Source organism: Nonomuraea sp. CA-143628, from assembly GCF_050942315.1.
GTDB lineage: Bacteria > Actinomycetota > Actinomycetes > Streptosporangiales > Streptosporangiaceae > Nonomuraea.
In genome coordinates, this window is the sequence record NZ_CP192072.1 from 8,705,293 (window position 1) to 8,728,584 (window position 23,292).

19 protein-coding genes are annotated in these 23,292 nt (G+C 70.1%); 9 read left to right on the top strand and 10 right to left on the bottom strand.

Annotated features, from left to right (window positions below):
- Positions 1 to 51: 51 nt before the first annotated feature.
- Positions 52 to 654 (top strand): TetR/AcrR family transcriptional regulator, encoded by a 603-nt coding sequence (locus ACQP2T_RS39585; RefSeq protein WP_433509977.1) that lies wholly within the window; start codon positions 52 to 54, stop codon positions 652 to 654.
- A gap of 45 nt (positions 655 to 699) precedes the next feature.
- On the opposite strand, the gene ACQP2T_RS39590 is transcribed toward ACQP2T_RS39585, so the two are convergent.
- On the bottom strand, positions 700 to 2,760 hold the full coding sequence (locus ACQP2T_RS39590) for an alpha-galactosidase (RefSeq protein ID WP_433509978.1): 2,061 nt from the start codon (positions 2,758 to 2,760) through the stop codon (positions 700 to 702).
- 72 nt (positions 2,761 to 2,832) lie between these two features.
- On the opposite strand from ACQP2T_RS39590, the gene ACQP2T_RS39595 reads away from it, so the two are divergent.
- The gene (locus ACQP2T_RS39595) at positions 2,833 to 3,999 is read left to right on the top strand and encodes an ROK family protein (RefSeq protein WP_433509979.1); all 1,167 of its coding nucleotides are present in this window, start codon (positions 2,833 to 2,835) and stop codon (positions 3,997 to 3,999) included.
- Positions 4,000 to 4,012: 13 nt separating this feature from the next.
- The gene (locus ACQP2T_RS39600) at positions 4,013 to 5,758 is read left to right on the top strand and encodes a glycoside hydrolase family 36 protein (RefSeq protein WP_433509980.1); all 1,746 of its coding nucleotides are present in this window, start codon (positions 4,013 to 4,015) and stop codon (positions 5,756 to 5,758) included.
- On the opposite strand, the gene ACQP2T_RS39605 is transcribed toward ACQP2T_RS39600, so the two are convergent.
- From ACQP2T_RS39605 to ACQP2T_RS39625, 5 genes are all read right to left on the bottom strand, one after another.
- A complete protein-coding gene (locus ACQP2T_RS39605; protein WP_433509981.1) occupies positions 5,753 to 7,447 on the bottom strand; it encodes a hypothetical protein in 1,695 nt (564 codons plus the stop codon). The two genes, ACQP2T_RS39600 and ACQP2T_RS39605, sit on opposite strands and share 6 nt — an antisense overlap.
- Positions 7,448 to 7,536: 89 nt before the next feature.
- Positions 7,537 to 9,126 carry a hypothetical protein gene (locus tag ACQP2T_RS39610; RefSeq protein WP_433509982.1) on the bottom strand — a complete coding sequence of 530 codons (1,590 nt, stop codon included), beginning with the start codon at positions 9,124 to 9,126 and terminating at the stop codon, positions 7,537 to 7,539.
- Positions 9,127 to 9,192: 66 nt separating this feature from the next.
- Positions 9,193 to 10,434, bottom strand: coding sequence for a hypothetical protein (locus ACQP2T_RS39615; RefSeq protein ID WP_433509983.1), 1,242 nt, complete (start codon positions 10,432 to 10,434; stop codon positions 9,193 to 9,195).
- Positions 10,431 to 11,243, bottom strand: a complete 813-nt coding sequence (locus ACQP2T_RS39620) for a hypothetical protein (RefSeq protein ID WP_433509984.1) — start codon at positions 11,241 to 11,243, stop codon at positions 10,431 to 10,433. Before ACQP2T_RS39620 ends, ACQP2T_RS39615 begins: the two co-directional genes overlap by 4 nt.
- Positions 11,240 to 12,985: a glycoside hydrolase family 97 catalytic domain-containing protein gene (locus ACQP2T_RS39625; RefSeq protein WP_433509985.1), complete on the bottom strand. Its 1,746-nt coding sequence runs from the start codon at positions 12,983 to 12,985 to the stop codon at positions 11,240 to 11,242. The genes ACQP2T_RS39620 and ACQP2T_RS39625 overlap by 4 nt, the downstream gene beginning before the upstream one ends.
- A 329-nt stretch (positions 12,986 to 13,314) precedes the next feature.
- On the opposite strand from ACQP2T_RS39625, the gene ACQP2T_RS39630 reads away from it, so the two are divergent.
- The 5 genes from ACQP2T_RS39630 to ACQP2T_RS39650 are packed head-to-tail and all read left to right on the top strand — an operon-like array spanning position 13,315 to position 18,434.
- Positions 13,315 to 14,721: an ABC transporter substrate-binding protein gene (locus ACQP2T_RS39630; RefSeq protein WP_433509986.1), complete on the top strand. Its 1,407-nt coding sequence runs from the start codon at positions 13,315 to 13,317 to the stop codon at positions 14,719 to 14,721.
- On the top strand, positions 14,718 to 15,617 hold the full coding sequence (locus tag ACQP2T_RS39635; RefSeq protein WP_433509987.1) for a carbohydrate ABC transporter permease: 900 nt from the start codon (positions 14,718 to 14,720) through the stop codon (positions 15,615 to 15,617). Before ACQP2T_RS39630 ends, ACQP2T_RS39635 begins: the two co-directional genes overlap by 4 nt.
- Before the next feature lie 9 nt (positions 15,618 to 15,626).
- The gene (locus tag ACQP2T_RS39640) at positions 15,627 to 16,541 is read left to right on the top strand and encodes a carbohydrate ABC transporter permease (RefSeq protein ID WP_433509988.1); all 915 of its coding nucleotides are present in this window, start codon (positions 15,627 to 15,629) and stop codon (positions 16,539 to 16,541) included.
- A gap of 3 nt (positions 16,542 to 16,544) precedes the next feature.
- Positions 16,545 to 17,528, top strand: a complete 984-nt coding sequence (locus ACQP2T_RS39645; RefSeq protein WP_433509989.1) for an aldo/keto reductase — start codon at positions 16,545 to 16,547, stop codon at positions 17,526 to 17,528.
- A gap of 21 nt (positions 17,529 to 17,549) precedes the next feature.
- The gene (locus tag ACQP2T_RS39650; RefSeq protein ID WP_433509990.1) at positions 17,550 to 18,434 is read left to right on the top strand and encodes an aldo/keto reductase; all 885 of its coding nucleotides are present in this window, start codon (positions 17,550 to 17,552) and stop codon (positions 18,432 to 18,434) included.
- Here the strand turns inward: ACQP2T_RS39650 and ACQP2T_RS39655 are convergent.
- The 3 genes from ACQP2T_RS39655 to ACQP2T_RS39665 form a co-directional block, all read right to left on the bottom strand.
- Positions 18,427 to 19,017: a class I SAM-dependent methyltransferase gene (locus tag ACQP2T_RS39655; protein WP_433509991.1), complete on the bottom strand. Its 591-nt coding sequence runs from the start codon at positions 19,015 to 19,017 to the stop codon at positions 18,427 to 18,429. The two genes, ACQP2T_RS39650 and ACQP2T_RS39655, sit on opposite strands and share 8 nt — an antisense overlap.
- Before the next feature lie 11 nt (positions 19,018 to 19,028).
- Positions 19,029 to 21,383 carry a penicillin acylase family protein gene (locus ACQP2T_RS39660; RefSeq protein WP_433509992.1) on the bottom strand — a complete coding sequence of 785 codons (2,355 nt, stop codon included), beginning with the start codon at positions 21,381 to 21,383 and terminating at the stop codon, positions 19,029 to 19,031.
- 144 nt (positions 21,384 to 21,527) lie between these two features.
- Positions 21,528 to 21,983, bottom strand: coding sequence for a hypothetical protein (locus ACQP2T_RS39665; RefSeq protein WP_433509993.1), 456 nt, complete (start codon positions 21,981 to 21,983; stop codon positions 21,528 to 21,530).
- Between the two features lie 36 nt (positions 21,984 to 22,019).
- On the opposite strand from ACQP2T_RS39665, the gene ACQP2T_RS39670 reads away from it, so the two are divergent.
- Positions 22,020 to 22,127 carry a hypothetical protein gene (locus ACQP2T_RS39670; protein WP_433509994.1) on the top strand — a complete coding sequence of 36 codons (108 nt, stop codon included), beginning with the start codon at positions 22,020 to 22,022 and terminating at the stop codon, positions 22,125 to 22,127.
- Between the two features lie 6 nt (positions 22,128 to 22,133).
- On the opposite strand, the gene ACQP2T_RS39675 is transcribed toward ACQP2T_RS39670, so the two are convergent.
- Positions 22,134 to 23,282, bottom strand: a complete 1,149-nt coding sequence (locus tag ACQP2T_RS39675; RefSeq protein ID WP_433509995.1) for a methyltransferase domain-containing protein — start codon at positions 23,280 to 23,282, stop codon at positions 22,134 to 22,136.
- Between the last annotated feature and the right edge of the window lie 10 nt (positions 23,283 to 23,292).

Consider the following 23,292-nt stretch of genomic DNA (forward strand, 5'->3'; position numbering starts at 1 on the left):
GCAAAACTTCAATGGATGAAAATCCCCAAGTTTGGCGGTACAGTTTCCGGCATGGTGGGACTACGGGAGCGCAAGAAGCAGCGCACACGCCGGGCGCTGATCGACGCCGCGCTCCGGCTGTTCGACGAGAAGGGTTTCGAGGAGACCACGCTGGCCGAGATCGCGGCCGAGGCCGAGGTGTCGACGCGGACGTTCTTCAGCTACTTCGCCAGTAAGGAGGACGTGCTGTTCTTCGACGGCGCGTCGCGCATATCGCTGGCCATGGAGATGATCTCGTCCAGGACGCCCGGCGAGCATGTGGCCGACCTGCTGCTGCGGCTCGTACGGACGAGCCTGCAGTGGGCGAGCGACGACGACTTCCGAGTGTTGGACGTGCCCTTGCGGATGCGGCTCATCATGACCGTCCCCTCCTTGCAGGCACGGGCGCTGCATCTGCTGTTCGACAGCCAGCTCCAGCTGGCGCGGGCGCTGGAGGACGCCTTTCCCGACGAGCTCGACCACGTGGACGCGGCGGCGGCCGTGGGCGCGCTGATCGGCGCCACCAAGCTCGCGGTCATCTCCACCATCAACCGGGGTGGGTCGCTGGAGCAGGCGGAGGAGTCGGCCGTGCGCGCCGCCCAGCTCGCCCTGCGCGGCCTCTCCTCAATCGGATAAGACCGACTCGGCTACACCGAGCGCAGTCGGATAAGGCCGACTCGGCTACACCGAGCGCAGTCGGATCAGCGCGCTGGAGTAGTCGCCCGGAGGCAGGTCCGGCCGCAGGCCCGCCGACATCAGCAGGGCTCCGTGATACAGCTGCCCGGTGTCCTCGTCGCGGTAGCGGCCCAGCGGGTCGAGCCCGGCCAGGCGGAGCGGCACGAGCGGTGTCCCGTGCGCGACGGGCCCCCGCCAGGCGAGTACGACCGTCCGATCTCCGTGGGTGTACTGCACGCCGTACTCGAGCCTGTCCTGCCGCCCGAACTGGACGACGGGCCTGATGTCCTTGTAGACGGCGACCAGCGCGGCGGCCTCGGCCAGCTCGGCCGGGCTCCACTTCAGCAGGTCGCCGCCGAGGCCGAGCGCGCCGGCCATGGCGACGTGGAAGCGGAAGCTGAGCGGGGTGCGGCGGCGGGTGAGCGGGTTCGGGCTGTCGGTCACCCAGGCGGCCATCACGCGGGCCGGGTAGACCTGGCTGAAGCCGTACTGGATGGCGATGCGGTCGTGGGCGTCGGTGTTGTCGGAGGTCCACACCTGGTCGGTACGGGCCAGCATGCCCAGGTCGGTACGGCCGCCGCCGCCCGCGCACGCCTCGATGCGCAGGTGCGGATGGTCAGCGCGCAGCCGGTCCATGATCGAGTAGACGGCGCGCACGTGGTCGATCCAGAGCCGGTCCTGGTCGGCGGCGCCGGGCCAGCCCGCCTCGGTGAAGGCCCGGTTGAAGTCCCACTTCAGGAAGTCGACCCCGTGCTCGCCGACCAGCCGGTGCAGCCATTTGTGCGCCCAGTCCGCGACGTCGGGCCGGGCGAAGTTGAGGACGAGCTGGTTGCGCAGCAGCGTACGGGGGCGGCCGGGCATGTGCAGCACCCAGTCGGGGTGGGCGCGGTAGAGGTCGCTGTCGGGGTTGACCATCTCGGGCTCGACCCAGAGGCCGAACCGCATGCCCAGCCCGTGCACCTCGTCGATGAGCGGGGTAAGGCCGGAGGGGAAGCGGTCCGGGTTCGGCCACCAGTCGCCGAGCCCGGCGCTGTCGCCGGTGCGCCCGCCGAACCAGGCGTCGTCCATGACGAACAGCTCCACCCCCGCGCGGGCGGCGAGCGCGGCCAGCTCCTTCTGGTTCGACTCGGCCACCTCGAACCCGACGGCCTCCCAGGCGTTGTAGACCACCGGGCGCAGCTCGTCGGGCTCGGGCAGCACGTACCCGGTGACGTAGTCGTGCCAGCGGCGGCTGGCCCCGCCGAACCCGTCGGGCGCGTAGACCCCGGCGAACACCGGCGTCACCCACTCCTCCCCCGGCTCCAGCCGCCAGGTGAGGCCCTCGTGGCCGAACCCGCCCGTCCACCCCACGCTCCCCGAGGGGTCGCGGGTGACCGTGACGCGCCAGCTGCCGCTCCAGGCCAGCGCGCAGCTCCACACCTCGCCGTGGCGCTCGCCCGCGTCACCGCCGTCGACGGTGAGCCACGGGTTGGCGTGGTGGCTGCTGAGCCCGCGCCTGCTGGTCAGCATCGTCTCGCCCACGGTGAGGTCGGTACGGCGCAGCCCGTGCTCGGCGCTCCACCCGCCGACGGCGTGGCTGAGCCGGTATCCGGACAACGGCGGAACGCTCCACGCGGCCGAGTCGCACCGCAGGATCGTCACGGGCACCTCGGAGCGCAAAGCGGTCCACCGCTCCACGACGTCGCCGCGCACCCGGTAGTGCAGGTCCACCTCGAACGGCTGGACGGCGTCCCGGAAGTGGACCGTCAGGTGTCCCCCGTCGATCGTGTGGCCGAGATGGCGCCAGTCGACGCCCCGGGCCCCGTCGGGGAAGGCGATCTGCAGCGACGGAGTGCCGAAGCGCGCGCCCGCCTCGGTGCCGAGCTCCTCGGCCGGTCCGGCGCCGTCGAAGCTGCTCGCGGCGGGTGCCGCCGGGCGGGGCAGCGACGCCGCCTGCTCCTGGGTCAGAAGGGGTCCCCAGTGCAGGTGGACGGGGGTATCGTCGGCGTCGAGCCCGAGGACGTAGCTGGTGGTTGTGGTGGGCAGCAGATACGTACGGCCGGCCGCGTCGAAGGTCACCGAAGGCATGTCCCGGAGCCTAGATCGATGGGCCCTTCGAATCAATTCTTAACGAAGTTAATTAGTGTTACGATGCCCATCATGCCTGCACCGCTCACCACTCCCGCGGCGGCCACCGTGTTCACCATGGTCCTGACGCAGGGGCCGGTCTCCCGGGTGGAGATCGCCAGGCGGACGGGGCTGTCGTCCGCCGCCGTCACCAAGGCGGCGCGCCCGTTCATCGAGGCGGGCTATCTGGAAGAGCTGGAGGCCACGGACCGGCCGGGGCCCGGCGCGGGCCGGCCGGCCAGCCCGCTGGCCATCAAGCCGGACCGGGAGTTCTTCACCGGCGTGAAGATCACCGACGACGAGCTCATCGGCGTCGTCACCGACCTGCGCGCCCAGGTGCTCGTCGGCGCGCACCGCCCCCTGACGGCGGCCTCGCCCGAGGAGGTGGTGGCGACGCTGGCCGACCTCGTGGCCGAGCTGCTCGCCGCCGACCCGGCCTACCGGCAGCGCTGCCACGCGCTGGGCCTGGCCGTGTCGGGCGATGTGGACAAGGCGCACGGCATGGTGCGCTACTCCCCCTTCCTCAACTGGCGGCAGGTGCCGCTGGCCCGGCTGGCCTCCGAGGCGACGGGCCTGCGGGTCACCGTCGAGAACGACGTCAAGTCCCTCACCGTGGCCGAGCAGTGGTTCGGCGAGGGCATCGGCGCGTCGTCGTTCGCGGTGGTCACGGTCGGGGTGGGCATCGGCTGCGGGCTGGTGGTCAACGACCGGATCGTGGCCGGCTCGCACGGCGTCGCCGGGGAGATCGGGCACGTCCCGGTCGGCGGCGAGGAGCCCGCGTGCCACTGCGGAGGGCGCGGCTGCGTCGAGGCGATCGCCGGGACCGCGCCCATCGTGGCCGCGATCCGCGCGGCCACCGGTGACGCGTCGCTGACCATCGACGCGGCCATCGACGCCGCCCACGCGGGCGACGAAGCGGCCCGCGAGGTGTTCGCCAGAGCGGGGCACGCGATCGGGCTGGCCATGGCGGCCATGGCGAACCTCATCGGGCCCGAGCGCATCATCGTGACCGGCGACGTGCAGGGGCTGGCGGCCTACGACCTGTTCGAGGAGCAGATCAGCCGGTCGTTCGCGAGCCAGGCGTTCGGGGCGGCGGCCGACTGCCGGATCTTCCTGCGTCCCCGGCCCTTCGAGCAGTGGGCGCGCGGCGCGGCCTCGGTCGCCATCCAGACCTTCTTCACCCTCCAGGAGCGACAGTGACCAAGGAGTGGCGGTGACCGCGACGACCGGGATCTGGCAGCCGCACGATCGGGCTTCGGGCGAGACCCGCGAGGTACGCATCCACGCGGGCACGACGGAACTGACCGCGACGGCGGCGGCCGAGCTGACGTGGACCGTCACCAAGGACGCCGAGGGCGTCCACGAGGTGCGGATCACCCCGGACCGGCCCGCGGTCGTCCGCGTGGCGTGGCGGGTGCCGTGCGTGGCCGCCACGGCCTTCTGGGCGCCCGACGGCGGCGAGCACAGAGGGCTGCCGCCGTTCTGGCGCAAGCCCCGGGTGGCCGCCCTGGAGAAGAACGCCCCCGTGGGCTGCCTGGTGGGCGCCGGTGACGTGTCGCTGTGCACGTACGCCGTCGGCGAGGTGGTCCGGCCGGTGCACATCCGCACCGGGGTCGTGGAGGAGACCGGCGACTTCGGCTTCTGGGCCGAGCACGACGCCGAGCCCGGCACCGGCCTGGTGTTGCGACTCGACCGCACCGGACGGCCGTTCTCCCGCACGCTCGCGGACGTGGCGGAGTGGTGGCGCGGCCCAGCGGATGAGGTGCCCGAAGTGGCGCGGATGCCCGCGTACTCGACCTGGTACGCCATGCAGCAGCACGTCGACGCCGTGAGCGTGGAGCGGCAGGCGGGTCCGGCGGCCGAGCTGGGCTGCGAGGCGATCATCGTGGACGACGGCTGGCACAGCGACGACCGCGGGCGCGGTTACGGGCACGTCGGCGAGTGGGAGCCCTCCGCCACGTCTTTTCCCGATATTTCCGGACACGTGGCGGCGGTCAAGCAGGCGGGGCTTGCCTACCTCCTCTGGTACGCCCTGCCCTTCGTCGGCCGCCACACCGCGCTCTGGGACCGCGTACAGCCCTACTCGCTGGCCTACAAGGAGCACATGAACGCGGTCATCGTCGACCCGCGCTACCCCTACATCCGCGAGCTCCTCGCCGGCCACCTGACCCGCGCGGTCCAGGAGTGGGGCATGGACGGCCTGAAGATCGACTTCATCGACCAGTTCGCCGTGGAGGACCCGCCCGAGCCGGGGCCCGAGGCCGACTGCGCGACGGTCAACGAGGGCGTGCGCAGGCTGCTGGCCATGCTGCCCCGCGACTGCCTGGTGGAGCTGCGCCAGCCGTACGTGAGCCCGGGGCTGTGGCCGTACGCCACGATGGTCCGCGCCTCGGACTGCCCGCTCAGCCCCGCGCACAACCGCCAGCGCACGGTGGACCTGCGTCTGATCGCCGGGCCGCTGGCCGTGCACGCCGACATGCTGATGTGGCACCTGGACGAGACCCCGGAGCGGGTCGCGGCGCAGCTGGTCAACGTGCTGTTCGCGGTCCCGCAGATCTCGGTGGACCTCACCACGCAGACGCCTGAGCAGCTGGAGGTGCTGCGGTTCTGGCTGGGCTTCGTCAAGGAGCACGCCGACGTGCTGCAGCGCGGCGCGTTCGAGCCGGCCCGCCCCGACCTGGTCTACCCGCAGGTGACCGCTCGCGGGGAAGAATCCGTGATCACCGCCCGCTACGCGCCGCTGCCGGTCGCGGTGCCCGCCACCGGCACGCTGTGGCTGGCCAACGCCGACGCCTCTCCCGACGTGCTCCTCCAGGTCTCCGATCCCGGTACGGCCCACGCCGCGGTCACCGACTGCAGGGGCCGCACGGTGTCCTCGGCCGCCCTGGACCTCTCCCCCGGCCTCCACGCGATCATCGTCCCCACCGGCGGCCTGCTCCATCTGCGCCGAGCCTCATGAGCGACAGGACGGGTTGGACCAGCTCACCCAGCCCATCCGCGCCCCGCCATCGCCGGTGGGGATCCACGGCGCGGGCGGCGGCCCCGCCTCGGCAGGCACGATGGCGGTGCAGGCGCCCGCGGGAGGCGTGCTGTCGTACATCTCCAGCCGGGTCCACCAGACGCGGTACGTGAGGGGCACCCAGACGTTCCACTTCACCTGGCGGTCCACCGCCACGCGGCCGGGCGGCGGGTAGGGAAGCCAGTCCTTGCCCGGCGCGGGAGCCGATTTGGGCGCCAGGTCCGCGGCGAAGGCGATGTTGATCGCCGCGAGCACCGCCGCCAGCGCCGGGAGCCGGTGACGGCGCGGCAGGAGTGACACGGCCGTCAGGCAGGCGAGCAGGATCAGGGCCGCCGTCGAGGTGGCCGTCATGTCCAGCGCGTCGCGGACTCCGCTCAGGTACGACGCCTCGGGGAAGTCGAAGGCGATGAAGGCGTAGGTGCGCAGCCGGTCACCGGCGTACCAGGCGGCCAGGCCACCGGTCGCGGCCAGCAGGGTCGCCGCCGTCAGCCCGTGGCGCAGCACCGTGACGCGGCGGGCGCGGGCCAGCGCGATCACCCCGGCCAGGATCCAGGCCGCCGCGACGCACGCGAGGTAGCGGCCGTAGACGTAGTTGCCGACCCGGTGCTCGTCCGGCAGGGCCGCCGAGGAGGCGTAGGCGATGCCGAGGGTCGTCAGCAGCAGTGTGGCGGCCACGATTCGATGGCCGTGCGGGGTGCTCCGCCGTGCGACGGCCACCACCGCGCTCGCCAGGCCGACGCCCGCCAGGCCCCACGTGCCCGCGATGAGGTACCAGAGCTGGCCGATCGCCCCCGAGACGGCCCACGCCTGCCCGTCGAGGCTGGTGAGGCGGGAGATCAGCAGACCCGCGAGATCGCGCGGCCCGTTCGGGTACAGCTCCGCGGACAGCGCGCCGTTGAGCGACATGCCCACCAAGGCCACCGCGCCCGCGGCGGCCAGCGCCGCCAGCCCGGCCCGCCGCGGCAGGCGCTTGGCGACCAGTAGGACCGCCACCAGCAGCACGAACACCGCCAGGATGACCATGCCCCGCAGGTGCACCGCCATCGCGAACGCCGACAGCCCGCCCCCGGCCGCCCCCGCCCACGCCGAGCCCTTCCCGGCCAGGTCGTGCACGGCGAGCAGCCAGCCGAGCACCAGCGTGGGCAGGATCGCGTCGACCAGCGCCAGCCCCGAGAACAGCAGCAACGCCGGGGCGAGCCCCGCCGCGAACGCGACGGCCAGCGCCGCACGCCTGCCCGTCTCCAGGCGCCGCAGCAGCAGATACGCCAGGGGGAACGCCCCGGCCGCCGCCATCGACCCGACCGCGACCACGAGCCGGTAGACCACGGCCGGATCGGAGGTCACCCAGTACACCGGCACCAGCAGCAGCGCATAGCCGCCCTGGTACATCGTGGACCCGCTGAAGTCGGCCCCCGGCCCGCCCGCCAGCCACCGTGCCGCGATGAGGTAGCCCGTCTCATCCGGGTTCGCCACCGGCCCCGCGTGATACCTGAACAGCCACAGCCGGATCGCCACCTGCGCGATCCACCCGCCGGCCAATAACCAGAACAGCCATCGGCGGCGAGACGCGGGCCGGGCCCGGACGGCGGGTGCGTGCGCGCGGGCGCGGACTGCGGTCGCGATGGCCATGGACTCCCCCTGATCCGGCGCTGGGGCGTTCCCGGCGTCGGATCAGGAGTTCACCAGAGTCCCGATAACCCCTCTGTCACCAGAAGTGGTTATGCGAGGGTTATGCCGCGCAGCCGGTCGAGGAACTGCGCCTCGTACAGCGAGGGCGGCAGCAGACCCGGCTGGCCGGTGCCCTCGATGTACCCGGCGGGCTGCTGGAAGGGGCCGTCCCCGGTGACCGTCCCCAGGCAGCCGATCGCGTAGTTCTGGGCCGTCGGCGGCTTCTGGACGATGAGCCTGCTGGTCGACACGTCGCATCGCCAGGCCACCGAGTGCGCCGCAGACCAGCCGTGCGAGGTGCCGTAGCGGCCCCGGTTGTACAGGCCAAGCGTGTAGTCGTAGTGCGGGTCGATGTCGCGGTGCCCGTCGTACAGCAGGCCCTGGGACCAGCGGCGGTGACCCTCGCTGGAGTTCAGCGCGTACTCGGCCGTGCCGCGCAGGAACACCACGCCCGAGACCGTGCTGTGCCCGTTGGAGACGAAGGCGTGCCGCGACTTGTAGGCGTAGCAGTCGCGGAAGAGCACCTGCTGCGAGTAGACGTAGGTGTTGAAGTTGTAGCGCCTGCTCCCCGTGACGATGCTGACGGGGTCGACGGCCCGGCAGTTCTCGACCGTGGCGCGGGTCGTCTCCTGGGTGGCCACCCCGGCCTGGGTGAAGTGCAGCATCGTGCAGTCGCGCACCCACGAGTCCTCGGTACGCAGCAGCACGATCGCGTTGTAGGCGTGGTCCTCGTCCTGCTCGGGGTCGCCCTGATACTCGATGTCCACGCGCAGCCGCTCGACGCCCACCTGGGTGACGAGCCCGGCCCGGTCCCACCTGTAGACCGATGACTGGGACAGCGCCCGGTTCAGGTGGTTGAACACCGGTACGTCGATCTTCAGCCTGTTGCCGGAGATCTCGCGGATGTAGCGGTTGTAGATGATCGGGTGCTCGCCCACCTGCCAGGCCGGGCCGACGTCATGGCCGCCGTAGTCGATGGCCTTGAGCCACTCCTCCGAGCACGGGTGATGGATCACGATGTTGTCGCCGGGCCGCAGCGACCCGGCGTTGGCCACCTCGAACTCGCGTGCGCCCACCTGCACGAAGTCCGTGGTGATGTCGGTACGGGTGCCCGGCACCTCCCCCGCCCAGCCGCCCGCCGCCGTGCCGCCGGCCACGATCACGTCGCGGTCCTTGGGGTTGTTGCCGGTGGCCTTGATGATCGTGTTGCCCGCCGGGTCCTCTCCGTCGCCGCTGCCGCGCAGCACCATGCCGTCGGCGCGGACGTACAGGGTGCCCGCGACCGGGTAGAGGCCGGGCAGCAGGAGCAGCGCGCCGCGCCGCTCGCGGGGCAGCGCCGCGATCTCGTCGAGGGCCGCCTGGATGTGGGCGGTGTTGTCGCCCTCGACCGGCCGGATGACCTTGACCACCCGCGCCCACGGGATCGGCCGCTCGCCGTTGCGGTACCCGGCGTGGCTGAAGTCCGGCAACCGGTTGCCCTCGGCGTCCTGGGCGTAGGTCAGCCGCCCGCGCCGGTCGTAGGAGACCAGCTTGGACTGCCAGAACGTGCCGGCGGCGGCGGGCGCGGCGCCGGTCGCCGCCGCGAGGGCCAGCGCGCCGCCCGCCACGAGTAGACCGCGTCTGCTGAGGTCGTGTGCCATGTGGACCGACTCCGTCCTTAGGGGGTGCTACGGCCCGCGCCCGAGCAGGGCGCGGGCCGTACGGGCTCAGCTGATGACGATCTTGTCCAGCTCGGGACCCCTGGCCGTCAGGCTGAAGAACCGGATCGTGTTGACCCCGGCCACCAGATCCACCGGCACGGTCGTGGTCGTCACGGTGTCCTTGGTCCCGGTCATCGGCACCTGGATGGAGTCGGCCCCGTTGACGCTGACCGCGAACGTCTGCGCGCCGTCCACCAGCGCGTGCACGGTCATCTTCCGGGTGCCGGTGGTCTCCGACAGCACGCCCTTGACCACGGCGTAGTCGTAGACGTTGCCGCCGATGAGGATCACCTTCCTGCCGCCCGAGCAGACCGCGCAGTAGGCGGGCTCGGCCGCGCCCTCCCACACGTTGCCCACCCGCTCGGCCTCGTAGGCGCCCGGACTCCGGTCCGGCGCCGGGAGCTTGACCGGCGGCGTCGCCGGGCCGAGCTGCCACGCCTTGAGATCCTTGACCAGCAGGTACGTCTCCTGCAGCCCGGCGCTCTTGATGCTGCGGTAGATGCCCCACTTGGGCCGGTTGTACTGCTCCTGGGTCCACCACAGGTCGATGTGCTCGATCTTCTGGTCGGCGATCGTCCGGCGGCCGTCCGACAGGGTCCAGCGCATGTAGCCGTCGTCGCTCGACTTGAACTCCAGCGTGGTGGTGACCCACTTGTTCTGGATCGGTTCCAGGTCGGCGGTGGCGAAGTCGTGCGAGGTGTTGTCCGGGAGCGTCCAGTAGCGGGCCGCGATCTTCTGCACGCCCCCGATGACCGGCAGCGAGATCTGCGCGATCGGGGTGCCGACGTCGGAGTTCTTGAGCTGCCAGATGTGGGTGAAGGAGGTGGTCGCGTCGAGGGTGTCCGGGATGTACATGCGGTAGCTGATCCGCCAGGTCTCGTCCTTGCGGATCTCCAGCGGGGCGCCCTTGCCGTCGCGCATGCCGCGTACCTCGTTGCGCATGCGGTCGGAGCCGTCGCGGTCCTCCAGGTGGGCGGTGAAGCGCCAGGCGTCCTTGTCGGTGGAGACGTGCGGCAGGCCCTCGGGATGGGAGCCGCGCCGGTCGTCCTCCAGCGCCTCGAACGCCTGGACACCGTCCTTCTTCACGCTCGGGTCCCAGCGCAGCTCCCAGCGCGGCGGCCGGGCCGTCTCGGTCTGCGACGGCCCCTCCGACGGGGTGGGGGTGCGCGCCGCCACCGCGGGGGTGGCGGTCGCGATCAGGGCGAGCGTGGCGAGCGCGCCCGCCAGGCGGGCGCCGTACTTCTTCACGGGTTGGCTACCTCGTCGGTGTCGGCCGCGCTGGCGGTCTGCTGTTCGGCGCGCAGGTTTCTGACCAGCAGGTACGTGTTCTGCAGGCCGGAGCTGTTGATGCTGCGGTAAATGCCCCACTTGGGGCGGAGGTAGTCGGTGTCGGCGCGCCAGAGGTCGGTGTTGTCCAGGCGCTTGTCGACCAGCGTCGTCGAGCCGTCCTTGAGCGTCCAGCGCAGGTAGCCGTTGTCGGCGGCCTTGAACTCGAAGGTCGTGTCGAGCCACTTGCCCTGGATCGGGTTCAGGTTGGTGTTGCCGACCTCGTGCGTCTGCTCGTCCTCGTCCCAGTAGCGGACGTTGATCTTCGGGGTGCCGCCCGAGATGGGCAGCGACATCGTGTAGAGAGGCGCGCCGGAGCCGGGCACCTTCATCTGCGCGATGTGGGTGAAGGAGCTGGTCGCGTCGAGCGAGGTCGGGATGTACAGCTGGTAGGAGATGCGCCAGACCTGGTTCTTGAGGATCTTGAGGTACGAGCTGCCGCTCGTCCGCATGCCCTTGACCTCGTTGCGCTGCCGGTCGTCGCCGTCGCGGTCCTGGGTGTGCATGTCGAAGCGGTAGGCGTCGCCGGAGACGTAGATGTGGGTGACGCCGGAGTGGGAGTCGGAGCGGTCGTCCTCGATGCCCTCGAAGGCCTGGGCGACCGTCTGACTGGCCGGGTTCGGGTTCCAGCGCTGCGTCCAGACGGCCGCGGCGTCGGAGGCGGAGGCGGGCGCCGCCGATAAGGACACGAGGGTGAGAGCGGCGAGGGTGCCGCTCAGGCGCTTGATCATGAGGTTTCTCTCCTCAGATGGAGGGTGAACCCGCCGTTGGGGGATACGGCGAGGTCGAGCTTGCCCCCGGCCGACACCGTCGCCGTCTCGGCGAGGATGCCGTCGCCGGGGGCGTCCCGGTAGATCTCGGCCGTCCACTCCCCTTCGTCCAGGAAGTCGAGCGGCACGGTGAGCGTGCGGGCCTCGCCCGACACGCCCGCGCCGACGTACCATTCGCCGCCGCTCCTCCTGGCCAGCAGGATGTGGTCGGCGGGGTCGCCGGACAGCAGCCGCGTGTCGTCCCATGCGGTGGGGACTCCGGACAGCAGCCGCAGCGCCTCCGGCCTGGCCTCGTAGGCCTCGATGCCGTCGGCGAAGTGCTGGACACCCGATTCGAAGATCACGGACAGCGCGAGCTCGAATCCGGCGGAGATGGTGCGGACCGCGGTGAACGTGCACGGGGTGAAGTCCATCGGGCCCTGCACGTTGCGGGTGAACGCCAGCGACAGGTAGTGCGCGGGCGGGTAGAGCGGCAGCTTGCCGGGCTTCGGCTTGATCCACTCGGCGCCCTTGACCGCCTCCGCGGTCATGAACTGCGGCCAGGTGCGCTCGGTGCCGCGCGGGATCGTGCCGCCGTGGAAGACGACCATGAGCTTCAGCCGGGCGGTGGCGGCCAGGATAGCGTCGAACCAGCGCATCCGGTCCTGGCCGTCGGACTCGGTGAAGTCGATCTTCACGCCGACGGCGCCCCACTCCTTCCAGAGCGCGAGCTTCTCGCGGTGCTCCAGCTCGGTGTCGACGTGCTGCCAGTGCGACCAGAGCCAGACGCCGACGTTCCTGGCCGCGGCGTAGGCGATCAGCTCGGGCATCCACTGCTTGTTCCATCCGGCGTCGGCCAGCACGTACGGCCAGCCGTTGGCGGCGGCGAAGTCGACCCAGCGCTTCTGCTCGTCGAGGTCACGGGTGGAGGGGCCGTCGGACCACCACGACCAAGCCGCCGCGCCGGGCCGGATCCACGAGGTGTCGTCCACCGCCGAGGGCGCGGCCAGGCTGGTCACCAGGTCGCTGGCGACGATCGTGGCCAGCTCTCCGATGATCATCGTGCGCCACGGCGTGACGAGCGGGCTGGCCGCCGTCACGTACGGGTCGGGCAGGTCCAGGCGGAAGGCGTGGCCGTCGAAGCGCAGCCGGGTGCCCGCGTAGCCGCTGTCCAGGTTCGACTCGGTGACCAGCAGCCAGGTGTCGCCGATCTGGAAGAGCGACGGGTAGCCGTACAGGATGGGCTCGGCGTCGGCGACCGGGCCGTGCCGGTGAATCTCCTCGTAGTCGCAGCGCCCGTTCTCGTAGGGCAGGAGCACCGCACGGGCCTCCCCCGGCACCACATACTCCGAAATTTCGTCAATTACCGTCACCGGTCCGCTCCATGGCACCACGTACCGGTACGCCACGCCGTGGCCGCCGATCCGCACCTCCAGGTCGAGCCGGTGCGCGCCCTTGGTGAACGACAGCGTCCACTCCTTGGCCGCGTACAGGTGCTCGCGCCGCTTGCCGGTCACCGTCTCATAGGTCTCCGTCACCTGCCTGGACGACATCCCGTCGAAGGCCAGGCCGGTGCTCAGGTCCTCGTGCGCGGCCCGCAGGCCCAGCCTGGACGGCCGCACCACCACCCGGCCGTCGCGCCGCACCTCCACTGTGGGCTCGCCATCGGCCGAGAGCGCGATCGCGACTTCCAGGTCTTCGTCAGTGAGCGTCCATTGCGACACAGGGCCTCCAAGCAGAGATAGGAGGAGTGAGCCGAACTCATCAGCAACCCACTCGGGCCCGCCGGCTCGGGCAGGGCGGCCGACGCCAACCCCGCTGAGCTCCTCACAACGTGCCTGAGCCTAGGTTGCAAGCGCTTGCAATTCAATTCTTGACGAAGTTAATTACCAGGTCTACGGTACGGCCATGCCTCGCGCATCGGACGATGACGGATCCACACATCGGATCTCTCCGCTTGGCTGGCCGAATTCCAGCGCCCGGACGTGGCGATACCCGGTGATCGAGCTCTTCCTGTGAAAGGCCCACCCCCATGGAGATGAACCGTCGGCAGATGCTGGCCCTCGCAGTGGCGGCCGCGGCGATGCCCACGCTGTCGGCCTGTGGCGACAGCCGTCAGTCGAAGCAGGCCGCGGCCCCGGTCAAGTCGGGCGCGCAAGTGATCGACCCGAACCGGCCGGCCAGCGATGACTGGCCGTTCGAGGAGGCCGAGCAGCTCAACAACTCGCTGACCTGGCCGAAGACGGACGTTCCCGACCCGGCGTCCAAGGTCGTGATCACGCTGGGGTTCACCACGGACGCCGTCACCGAGGTACGCAACGCGCAGTTCGACTTCTTCTTCAAAAAGCGCCACCCGAACATCGAGATCAAGCGCGAGTCGGCGCCGTTCGACCAGTTCCTCACCAAGTACATGGCGCAGGCCGCCGGCGGCTCACTGCCCGACGTGCTCTACAACCACTACTCCTGGACGCAGAACCTCATCGCCAACAAGATCCTGCAGCCGCTGGACGACTACATCGCCAAGACGCCCGAGTTCGACATGAACGACATCCCGCAGCGCGGGCTCGGCTACTTCAAGCGGGACGGCGCACTGTACGGGCTGCCCACCGACATGGCGCCCAAGCTGCTCTTCTACAACAAGGACCTGTTCGACAAGGCCGGGCTGGACTACCCGGACGAGACCTGGACGTGGGACAAGCTCTTCGAGACGGCCAAGAAGATGACCAGCGGGTCGGGGGCGGAGAAGATCTACGGCGTCTCGCCGATGCCCAAGCCCGCGCCGGACCTGAGCTCCGTCTACCTGATGCCGTACGGCGGGCGGTTCCTGGACGCGGCCGAGTCCAAGGTGCTGATCACCGATCCGAAGGCCAGGGACGTCATGGCCCGCTGGATGGACCTGCTGCTCAAGGACAAGGCGGTGCCGAGCCTGGCCGAGCTGCAACTGCTGGAGAAGGTCGATCCGTTCAAGTCCGGGCACGCGGCGCTGTTCCTCAACGGCGCGTGGGTCATGCTGGAGCTGTCCAAGCAGAAGGCGTTCAAGTGGGGCGCCACGCAGGTGCCCAAGGGGCCGGAGGGCCGCACCTCTCCAGCCGTGGGCAGCGCGCTGGTGATGGCGGCCTCGTCGCAGAACAAGGACGCCGCCTGGATCTACATGCACGAGTTCCTGTCCGCCTCCGGCTACAAGTTCCGCCGGATCGCCGCGCCCGCCCGCCAGTCCGCGTGGGAGGACACCGCCAAGGCGCTCGGCATTCCGGCGGAGCAGGCGGACCTGGTCAAGAAGATCATGGCCGACTACGCCTCGGACGACGGCGTGCTGCGACTGCCGGCCAACAAGAAGGTCGTGGACACCGCCATACCGATCTGGGAACGAGCGCAGCTCGGCAAGATCGGCGTGGACGACGCGCTGAAGGAGATCGCCGACAAGGTCACACCGGTCCTGGCTGAGAACAAGGTCGCATGACCGCGGTGAGCGCCCGCGGCACTCTGGCCCGCAGGGAGGCGCGGCGCTTCTACCTGTTCACCTCGCCGTGGACGATCGGGTTCGTGATCTTCAGCGTGGGCCCGATCCTGGCCGCGATAGTGCTCAGCTTCATGAAGTGGAACCTGCTCCAGTCGCCGACATGGGTGGGCCTGGCCAACTACGAGCGCATGTTCAACGACCCCGAGTTCTGGGAGTCGATCGGGAACACCGTCGAGTACGGCGTGGGCGCGGTGACGCTCGGCGTGACGTTCACGTTCCTGCTGGCGCTGCTGCTCAACCAGCCGCTGCGCTTCCAGGGCCTGTTCCGTACCGTGATGTACCTGCCCTCGGTGGTGTCGGGCCTGGCCACCGCGCTGCTGTGGCTGAACATCCTGCACCCCGACTACGGGCTGATCAACAAGGTGCTGGCCTCGATCGGCATCCAGGGGCCCGGGTGGCTGGCCTCGCAGGAGTGGGCCATCCCCGGGCTCGTGCTGATGAGCGTGTGGGGTGCGGGCAACACGATCGTCATCTACCTGGCCGGCCTGCAGGGCATCCCGAAGACGCTCTACGAGGCGGCCGAGATCGACGGCGCCGGATGGTGGCGGCGCTTCTGGAGCGTGACGGTGCCGATGATGTCGCCGGTCATCTTCTTCAACGTGGTGACCGGGTTCATCGCCGCCCTGCAGAGCTACGTGCTCATCCTCGTCATGACCGAGGGCGGCCCCGGCAACGCCACGATGGTGCTGGGCCTCTACATCTACCGGCACGCCTTCGCCTATTTCGACATGGGCTACGCGGCCACGCTGTCGTGGGCGATGTTCGTGCTGGTCATCGCCGTGACCGCGATCCAGTTCAGCCTGGCCAGGCGCTGGGTGCACTACGAGTTCAAGTGAGGTACGCCGATGCTCGTCGAGACCGCGGCGCATGATCGGGCGCCCGCGCGCACCAGGAGGCCGGGGCCGCCCCTGTCCGTGGAGCAGGCCGATCGGATCAGGCGGATCCGGCGCACCGGCGCCTACGTCCTGCTCATCGTCAGCTCGGCGGTGTTCCTGCTGCCGTTCCTGTGGATGCTGACGACCTCACTGAAGTCCGACGCGGACAACCTGGCCTTCCCACCGCAGTGGCTGCCTGACTCCTTCCACTTCGAGAATTACGTCAAGGGCTGGTCGGGCTCGTTGCCGTTCACGAAGTTCCTGGTGAACACCATCGTGATCACCGCGCTGTCCATGGCCGGCAACCTCCTCTCCTGCGTGCTGCCCGCCTACGCCTTCGCCAGGATGCGGGCACCGGCGGCCGGCATCATGTTCGGCGCGCTGATGGCGACCATGATGATCCCCCGTGAGATCACCCTGGTGCCGAAGTTCATCATGTTCTCCAAGCTCGGCTGGGTGGACACCTATCTGCCGCTGATCGTGCCGGAGTTCTTCGGCGTGGCGCTCTACATCTTCCTGCTGCGGCAGTTCTTCACCACGATCCCGCAGGAGCTCATCGACGCCGCCCGCATCGACGGCGCCTCGGAACTGCGCATCCTGTGGAGCGTCATGCTGCCGCTGGCCAGGCCGGCGATCGCGGCGATCTGCCTGTTCTCCTTCGTCGGGAACTGGAACCAGTATCTGGAGAACTCCATCTATCTCCGGTCGGTGGACAAGATCACCCTCGCGCAGGGGCTGGGCATGTTCAGCGGCCAGTACGTTACTCAGTACAACCAGATGATGGCCGTCTCGATCATCTCCATGATGCCCATCCTTATCGTCTTTTTCCTGGCCCAGAAAACGTTCATCCGGGGCGTCACGCTCACCGGAATCGCTGGAAGGTAAGTTTTGAATTACGAACGTCAGCCGTACAGAAGGTGTGGCCGCAGCGGTCTGCAGCTCCCCGCAGTCTCGCTGGGCCTGTGGCACAACTTCGGCGGCGGCAAGCCGCTGGACAGCCAGCGGGCGATCCTGCACAAGGCGCTCGACCTCGGCATCACCCATTTCGACATCGCCGACAGGTACGGTCCGCCGCTCGGCGCCGCCGAGTCGACGTTCGGCACGATCTTCCGTCAGGACCTGCGCGGCCTGCGTGACGAGATCGTGGTCACCACCAAGGGCAGCAACCCCATGTGGGACGGCCCCTACGGCAAGGGCAATTCGCGCAAGCACCTGCTGGCCACGCTCGACCGCTCGCTGGAGCGGCTCGGCCTGGACTTCGTGGACATCTTCTACCTGCACCGCGACGACCCCGAGACGCCGCTGGAAGAGCAGGTGAGCACGCTCGACCACATGGTGCGCACCGGCCGCGTCCTCTACGCCGGGGTGTCCAACTTCTCCCCCGAGCGTACGGCCGAGGCCGCCCGGCTGATGCGCGAGCTCGGCACCCCGCTGACGGTGCACCAGCCGATGTACTCGATGATCAGGCGGGGCATCGAGGAGTCGCTGCTGGGCGTGCTGGAGCAGGAGGGCATGGGCTGCGTCGTCTACTCGCCGCTGGCCCAGGGCCTGCTGACCGACCGCTACCTCAACGGCATCCCGGCGGACTCGCGGGCGGCCGAGGGCCGCTTCCTCACGGCCGACCGGGTCACGCCGGAGATGGTGGCCTTCGTCCGCGGCCTGGGCGAGCTCGCCTCGGCCCGCGGGCAGTCGGTGGCCCAGCTGGCGCTGGCGTGGGCGCTGCGCGACCCGCGCATCACGTCGGTCCTGGTGGGCGCGTCGAGCCCCGAGCAGCTGGCGGCGAACGTCGCGGCCGTCGACCGGCTCGACTTCACCGACGACGAACTGTCCCAGATCGACCAGGCCGTCAAGGAAGCGGGTGTCGATGCGTAGCAGGCCTCATCTGGCGCCGGCGTGATAACCCTCCCCAGGGTGGGCCTGGGCGGCGGACCCCTTGGGAACTACCTCCATCCCATCTCCGACGCCCAGGCCCAGGCCGTCATCGACACGGCCTGGGCGGCCGGGGTCCGCTACTTCGACACCGCCCCCTTCTACGGCTTCGGCCTGGCCGAGCGGCGCCTGGGCAAGGCGCTGCGCGGCCGCCCCCGGTCGGACTACCTCCTGTCGACCAAGGTCGGCCGCCTGGTCCGGCCCGGCGCCAACGGGTCGCCCGGGGCGGGCATCTTCGCGGTGCCGGGCGATCGGCACGTCGAGTGGGACTTCACCCGCGACGGCGTCCTGCGCAGCGTCTCGGACTCCCTGGAGCGCCTCGGCCTGGACCGGATAGACATCCTGCTCATCCACGACCCCGACCACCACTGGCCGCAGGCCCTGGACGAGGCGTACCCCGCCCTGGCCGACCTGCGCGCCCAGGGGGTGGTGCGGGCGATCGGCGTCGGCATGAACCAGTCGCGGATGCTCGTCGACTTCGTCAAGCGCGCCGACCCGGATCTACTGCTCGCCGCCAACCAGTGCACGCTGCTGCGCCGGTCGGCGTTCGAGGAGCTGTTACCCCTGTGCCAGGAGCGCGCCATCCCGGTCGTCGCGGCCAGCCTGCTGCACCGCGGCGAGCTGGCCGGCCCGCCGGCCGACGCCTCCGAGGAGGTGCGGCGGATCGCGGCGGCGTGTCAGGAGCACGAGGTCCCGATCACGGCCGCGGCCCTGCAGTTCCCGTTCCGGCATCCCGCGGTGCGCTCGATCCTGGTCGGCGCCCACGAACCAGACCAGATCACCGCCAACCTGGCCGCCCTGCGCCATCCCGTACCCCACGCCCTGTGGCAGGACCTGGGACCTAGCTGATCGGTTCCTTGTAGACGAGCAGGTAGCGCCAGAACAGCAGGCGGCGGATCGAGGCTCCGGGCAGCAGCCTCGCCGCCTCGGCCATGATCTCCGGCAACGTCATCATGGCCTCGGCGACCACCATCTCAGTGGGAGCCTCCTGCGGCCGAGCCGCCGAGAGGAGCCGCGCGACCGCGTTCACCGGCACCGCGCACAGACTGACGGCGTAGTCCGCGGGCACGCTCTCCCGATAGCAGCCGAGGATCGCGAGCACCCCGCCGGGAGCGAGCGATCGGCGTAACTGGCCGACCGTCTCGAACGGCACATGGTGGATGCTGGCCAGGCACGAGACGAAGTCGTACTTTCCGTGCGGCAGCTCCGCCACCGCGATGTCGGCCCGCTCGTACCGTACGGGACCCGGGATCGAGCGGGCCGCCTCGATGGCCTCGGCGGAGGAGTCGATCGCGTCGACCACCAGCCCCCGCGCGGCCAGCCGCCGCGCGAACAGCCCGCTCCCGCAGCCCACGTCCAGGGCGGTCGCGGCGCCCTCGGGGATCTGCTTGAGCAGAAGCGGATGATAGTGGTCATTGTGGCTGAACGACATAACACGCAAAGCTACCGCTGCGGGAGCAGCTTGATCGTGCTTTCGGCGTGCCGCTCCACCTGGGCGCGGCTGTACAGGAGCGGGAAGTAGTTGCTCGTCCGCCAGCGCTCTGCCAGATCCCGGTAGTGCGGGCTGCGCGGATCGCCGGACTGGCCGGGGGCGTTGACCGCGCGGGAGTCGTCCCATTTGCCGACGTCGAGCACCATCTTGAACGACGCTCCGGACGACTGCTGGTAGGTGGCGGCGTTGTAGGAGGAGGCGTCCACCGTGTACGCCGAGCCGCCCCGGGGGAAGGGACCCACGTTCGCGCCGACGGGGCTGGTGAAGTCGGTGTACTGCAGCGCGCCCCACTTCCACAGCCGCGGGTCGGCACCGAGCCGCCCGGCGACCTCGCGGTAGGCGGCGGCCAGTGTCGTGGCCAGCAGGTCGTCGCGCACGGCCTTACCTCCGGTCCCGAACCAGCGTTCCGGGTTCTCCAGCGCGTCGATCAGCACGCGGACATCGAGGACGGGGATGGCGTCCGCCACCGCCGGCGGCAGCACCGCGCGGCGGAAGGCGGGCACCAGATGACGCGAGAACCACGGCTCGAACAGGGCCGCCTCCGGCGAGTCCGCGTCCGTCGCCCCGCCCCAGGGCTGGAGCAGCGCCAGCGCCCGCTGGGCGTCGGGATCCGCGCTCGTCAGGCCGGCGAGCACGCGCACGATCCGCTGGGCGGGCTTGGACACCTTGTCGGCCTGCAGGCGGATCGAGTCGTCGACCGAACTCCGGGGGCTCGCCGCGAGCACCTCGTCGATCCGCTGCTTGCGGTAGGGAGGATCCCACTCGAATCCCACCTGGACCGGGTGGTTCGCGGGTAGGTCGAACTCGTTCGCCGAAGAGATCAGCCCTCGCGGCGGATTGTAGGAGCGAGGCAGCCGGGCGCCGTCGTAGAAACCCTTCCATTCGTAGCGGCCGTCGCCCGGCACGGGCAGCAGGCCGTCATAGCCGGTGCGCCGGGGGGTGAGGCCGCCGGGCACCCAGCCGATGTTGCCGGAGGTGTCGGCGTACACCTGGTTCTCGGGCGGGCCGCCCCAGGTGCTCATGGCCGCGGCGAACTGCTTGAAGTCGCGGGCGCCCATGTAGGTCAGGCTGCCGAAGTAGGGAGACGTGCCGGGCTCCAGCCAGGTGGTGCGCAGGGCGTACGCGAGGTTGCGCTGCTTGTCGATCTTGAGCACGGGACCGTGCCTGGTGAAGGGCAGCTCCACCTCGACCGGCGAGCCGCCCGCCACCGGCACCTTCTCGGTGATCGTCGTGAAGCGCTCCCAGCCGTCGCCGTACCGGTACCTGCCCGGGTCGGCGGGATCGAGCTGGTAGACGTAGAGGTCCTCCTGATCGGTGCCGAAGATGGTCAGGCCGAAGGCGACCGTGCCGTTGTGCCCGATCGAGATCCCCGGAAGCGCGGGTTCACCGGCCCCGATGACGTCGATCCCGGGCGCCGACAGATGGGCCAGGTAGCGCAGGGAGGGCGCCGTCAGCGACCGGTGCGGGTCGCTGGCCAGGATGGGACGGCCCGTCGCGGAGCGGCCCGGCGAGACCGCCCAGCTGTTGCTGCCCTCACTGGCCGCCGGGTCGGCGGGGGCCAGGCGAAGCGCGCCGTTCTGGAAGACCACGCCCCGGGTGGCCAGATCGTAGGTCCGCAGCACGTCCACGGGCACGGAGCAGGGATCGAGCCCTTTGGGCAGGGTCGTGGTGTGTTCGGGTTCCAGCTGCCACAGGGCTGCGGTGGCCTCGATTCCGCCCGCTCCGCCCGCGCAGGCGATGAGCGAGCGCAGCACCTCGCTGAAGACGTTCTTGGAGATGCCGTGGCTTCTGATCCGCACCACGTCCTCCGGCCGCCAGAGCGCGGGCGTGTATCCCAGCTGCCGGAACTCGGGCGGCATGCGGTCCGGATTCCGTTCGAGCCACCGAACGTAGGCGTTGACGCCCTCGGTGAAACGGGTCGCCGCCTGCTTGGCTCCGGGGCCGTAGCTCGCCCATTCCCGGCCCATGTCCCCGCGATACAGGAACATCCTCGTCGCCTTGTCCTGCTCCAGGTAGGCGGAGCCGAACACCGAGGAGAGCTCTCCCAGGCCGCGGCGGCGCCAGAGATCGATCTGGAACAGGCGGTCCCTGGCGGCGTTGAACCCCTGGGCGAGGAAGAGGTCGTCGGTGTTCTGGGCGTAGATGTGCGGCACACCCCACTCGTCCACCACCAGCTCGACCGGCTGCCTGAGCCCCGGGACGACCTGCTCCGTGGCCTGTCGTGACTGCGCCACGACGGGCGGCGCCGTCAGGCTCAGTACAAGGACGGCGGCCAGCGCCGCTCCGGCGCGCAGGCGTCTCCGCATGGCACAGCACCTCTCGGTGGGGTGTGGGACTCCATGACAGGACGCTTGCGGTGATTTCGGCCAGCGAATGCCGGATATTTAGGGGGCACAGCGGAGGAAAATGCCCTCCGCGCCTCATCTGTAGGGGTTGGTTAGGGGTTGGTGCTAGGCGCACGCCTTCTGTTCGACGTCACACAGCTTGACCTCGGGGAAACGGGGTGAGCGCTCGTCGAGCAGCGGCTGCGGCTTCGCGCGCAGGTGCAGGCCGAAGAACGCCGCCGCGTACGTGCGGGTGATCCCCATGGACCGGGCAGGGGGCAGGTCGGTGTTCCGGTAGATGCCGATCTGTTCGCCCAGCACGGCGATGTCGGTGAACGAGACGTGCTCCGCCCCCGCCACCACGAGCCAGCGCTTCCATCCCGTCAGGTTCTGCCAGACGCCGTCCCACGAGACGTCCTTTCCTCCCGGGCTGTGTTGCTCCTGCGTGCCCAGGAAGAGGAACGGCCGCGACAACCCGCTCTTCGGAACCGGGACGAACGCGGTGCCGTCGATGTCGATCCCGGCGCGTACCCTCGGGTCGAACGCTTCGCCCGCCGCGACGAGGCCAGGGCAGCCGTACACCGCGACCTGTCGGAGCTGACACCCCGGGAACTGGAGGTGTTGCGCCTGCTCGCCACCGGGCTGAGCAACGCCGAACTCGCTGAACGGCTGAGCCTCAGCCCGAGGTGTGGGTGGAGCTGTCGACAAAGGATGGAGCTTCGATGAGGACGGTCAGCGAATGATGCCCTTCCAGGTGCCCCGCCATACGCGAATGACCCCGTTAGGCGTGATGGAGACGCGAGCGCCGTACAACGGCAGCGACCCGTTGGCCAGCCACTGGAACCGGATATCGTCGAAGATGTCCCACAACCTGCGAGGCCCCGCCTGGTGCACGGTCGGACAGTTCATCCCCTGCGCGCTGGCCCGAGCCCATGACCCGTCCTCGTGCAGGAGCCAGGCCGTCCGACGGCCGTCCTCGCCCTCTTCGTATCGGTCCTCGATCCCCGGCGCCGTGACCTCCAGCATTGACCGCAACTCCCACCCGGCTCCGGCGTCGACGACGGGATAGCGCCCCTGCCTGACGTCCTCTCCGGGGTGGTCTCGGATCGCCTCGTACATGTCGGCAAGGTGCGACACGTATGCTCCGCTGCCCGACCGGGTGGGCATGAACATCGCCCAATCACGCTCGATCTGCCCTCGCGCCCAACCGTCGTCGGTCTTGTTCGCCGTGACGATCAGCGAGGTGTTGGCGATGCAGGTGACCAGCCGCCCTCCGGGGCGCAGGGCTTCCAGCCAGCTCGCGGGTATTGGCCGTACCGCGACCATCGACACGATCCGGTCGTACCGGCCGGGCAGCGGGCCGTTCCCATCACAGGTGACCACCTTGGGGTGCAGACCGACGCGGTCAAGCCGCTCCGCGGCCGCCTCGGTCAGATAGGGGTCTACGTCAATACTGGTGACGTGCGCATCGCCCAGCAACCGAGACAGCAGCGCGGCACTATAGCCCGAGCCCGTAGCCAGGTCGAGCACGTCCGCGCCGTCGTAGATCTCCCCGTGCCGCAGCATACGAACAACCAGACCCGGCAGTGTAGAGCTGGAGGTCGGCCGCCCGGTGATGACCTGTCCGGGGGTGGCATGATCGGCGTGCACACCCGCCACCTGCGTGATCAGACTCTCATCACGGTAGCCCGCCGCCAGCCACTCCTGCTCGTCAGCGAGCCCGTCGCGCGGTTCCCAGCGGCCGAACGAGGCGCCGGCTGGGGTATCCCACCACCGGGGAACGAACAGGTGGCGGGGAGTGGTCGTGACGGGCTCGCGCCACCGTGACCCACGCGGAGTCACACTGGCGGCGAGCCGAGCGGCGTGTTCGTGCCAGGTCACTGCTGGGGTC

What these genes read in the sequence shown, in the direction of transcription:
- ACQP2T_RS39585 (WP_433509977.1), top strand. Translation starts at nt 52, where the DNA reads ATGGTGGGACTACGGGAGCGCAAGAAGCAGCGCACACGCCGGGCGCTG.
- ACQP2T_RS39590 (WP_433509978.1), bottom strand. Translation starts at nt 2,760, where the DNA reads ATGCCTTCGGTGACCTTCGACGCGGCCGGCCGTACGTATCTGCTGCCC.
- ACQP2T_RS39595 (WP_433509979.1), top strand. Translation starts at nt 2,833, where the DNA reads ATGCCTGCACCGCTCACCACTCCCGCGGCGGCCACCGTGTTCACCATG.
- ACQP2T_RS39605 (WP_433509981.1), bottom strand. Translation starts at nt 7,447, where the DNA reads ATGGCCATCGCGACCGCAGTCCGCGCCCGCGCGCACGCACCCGCCGTC.
- ACQP2T_RS39610 (WP_433509982.1), bottom strand. Translation starts at nt 9,126, where the DNA reads ATGGCACACGACCTCAGCAGACGCGGTCTACTCGTGGCGGGCGGCGCG.
- ACQP2T_RS39620 (WP_433509984.1), bottom strand. Translation starts at nt 11,243, where the DNA reads ATGATCAAGCGCCTGAGCGGCACCCTCGCCGCTCTCACCCTCGTGTCC.
- ACQP2T_RS39630 (WP_433509986.1), top strand. Translation starts at nt 13,315, where the DNA reads ATGCTGGCCCTCGCAGTGGCGGCCGCGGCGATGCCCACGCTGTCGGCC.
- ACQP2T_RS39635 (WP_433509987.1), top strand. Translation starts at nt 14,718, where the DNA reads ATGACCGCGGTGAGCGCCCGCGGCACTCTGGCCCGCAGGGAGGCGCGG.
- ACQP2T_RS39640 (WP_433509988.1), top strand. Translation starts at nt 15,627, where the DNA reads ATGCTCGTCGAGACCGCGGCGCATGATCGGGCGCCCGCGCGCACCAGG.
- ACQP2T_RS39655 (WP_433509991.1), bottom strand. Translation starts at nt 19,017, where the DNA reads ATGTCGTTCAGCCACAATGACCACTATCATCCGCTTCTGCTCAAGCAG.
- ACQP2T_RS39660 (WP_433509992.1), bottom strand. Translation starts at nt 21,383, where the DNA reads ATGCGGAGACGCCTGCGCGCCGGAGCGGCGCTGGCCGCCGTCCTTGTA.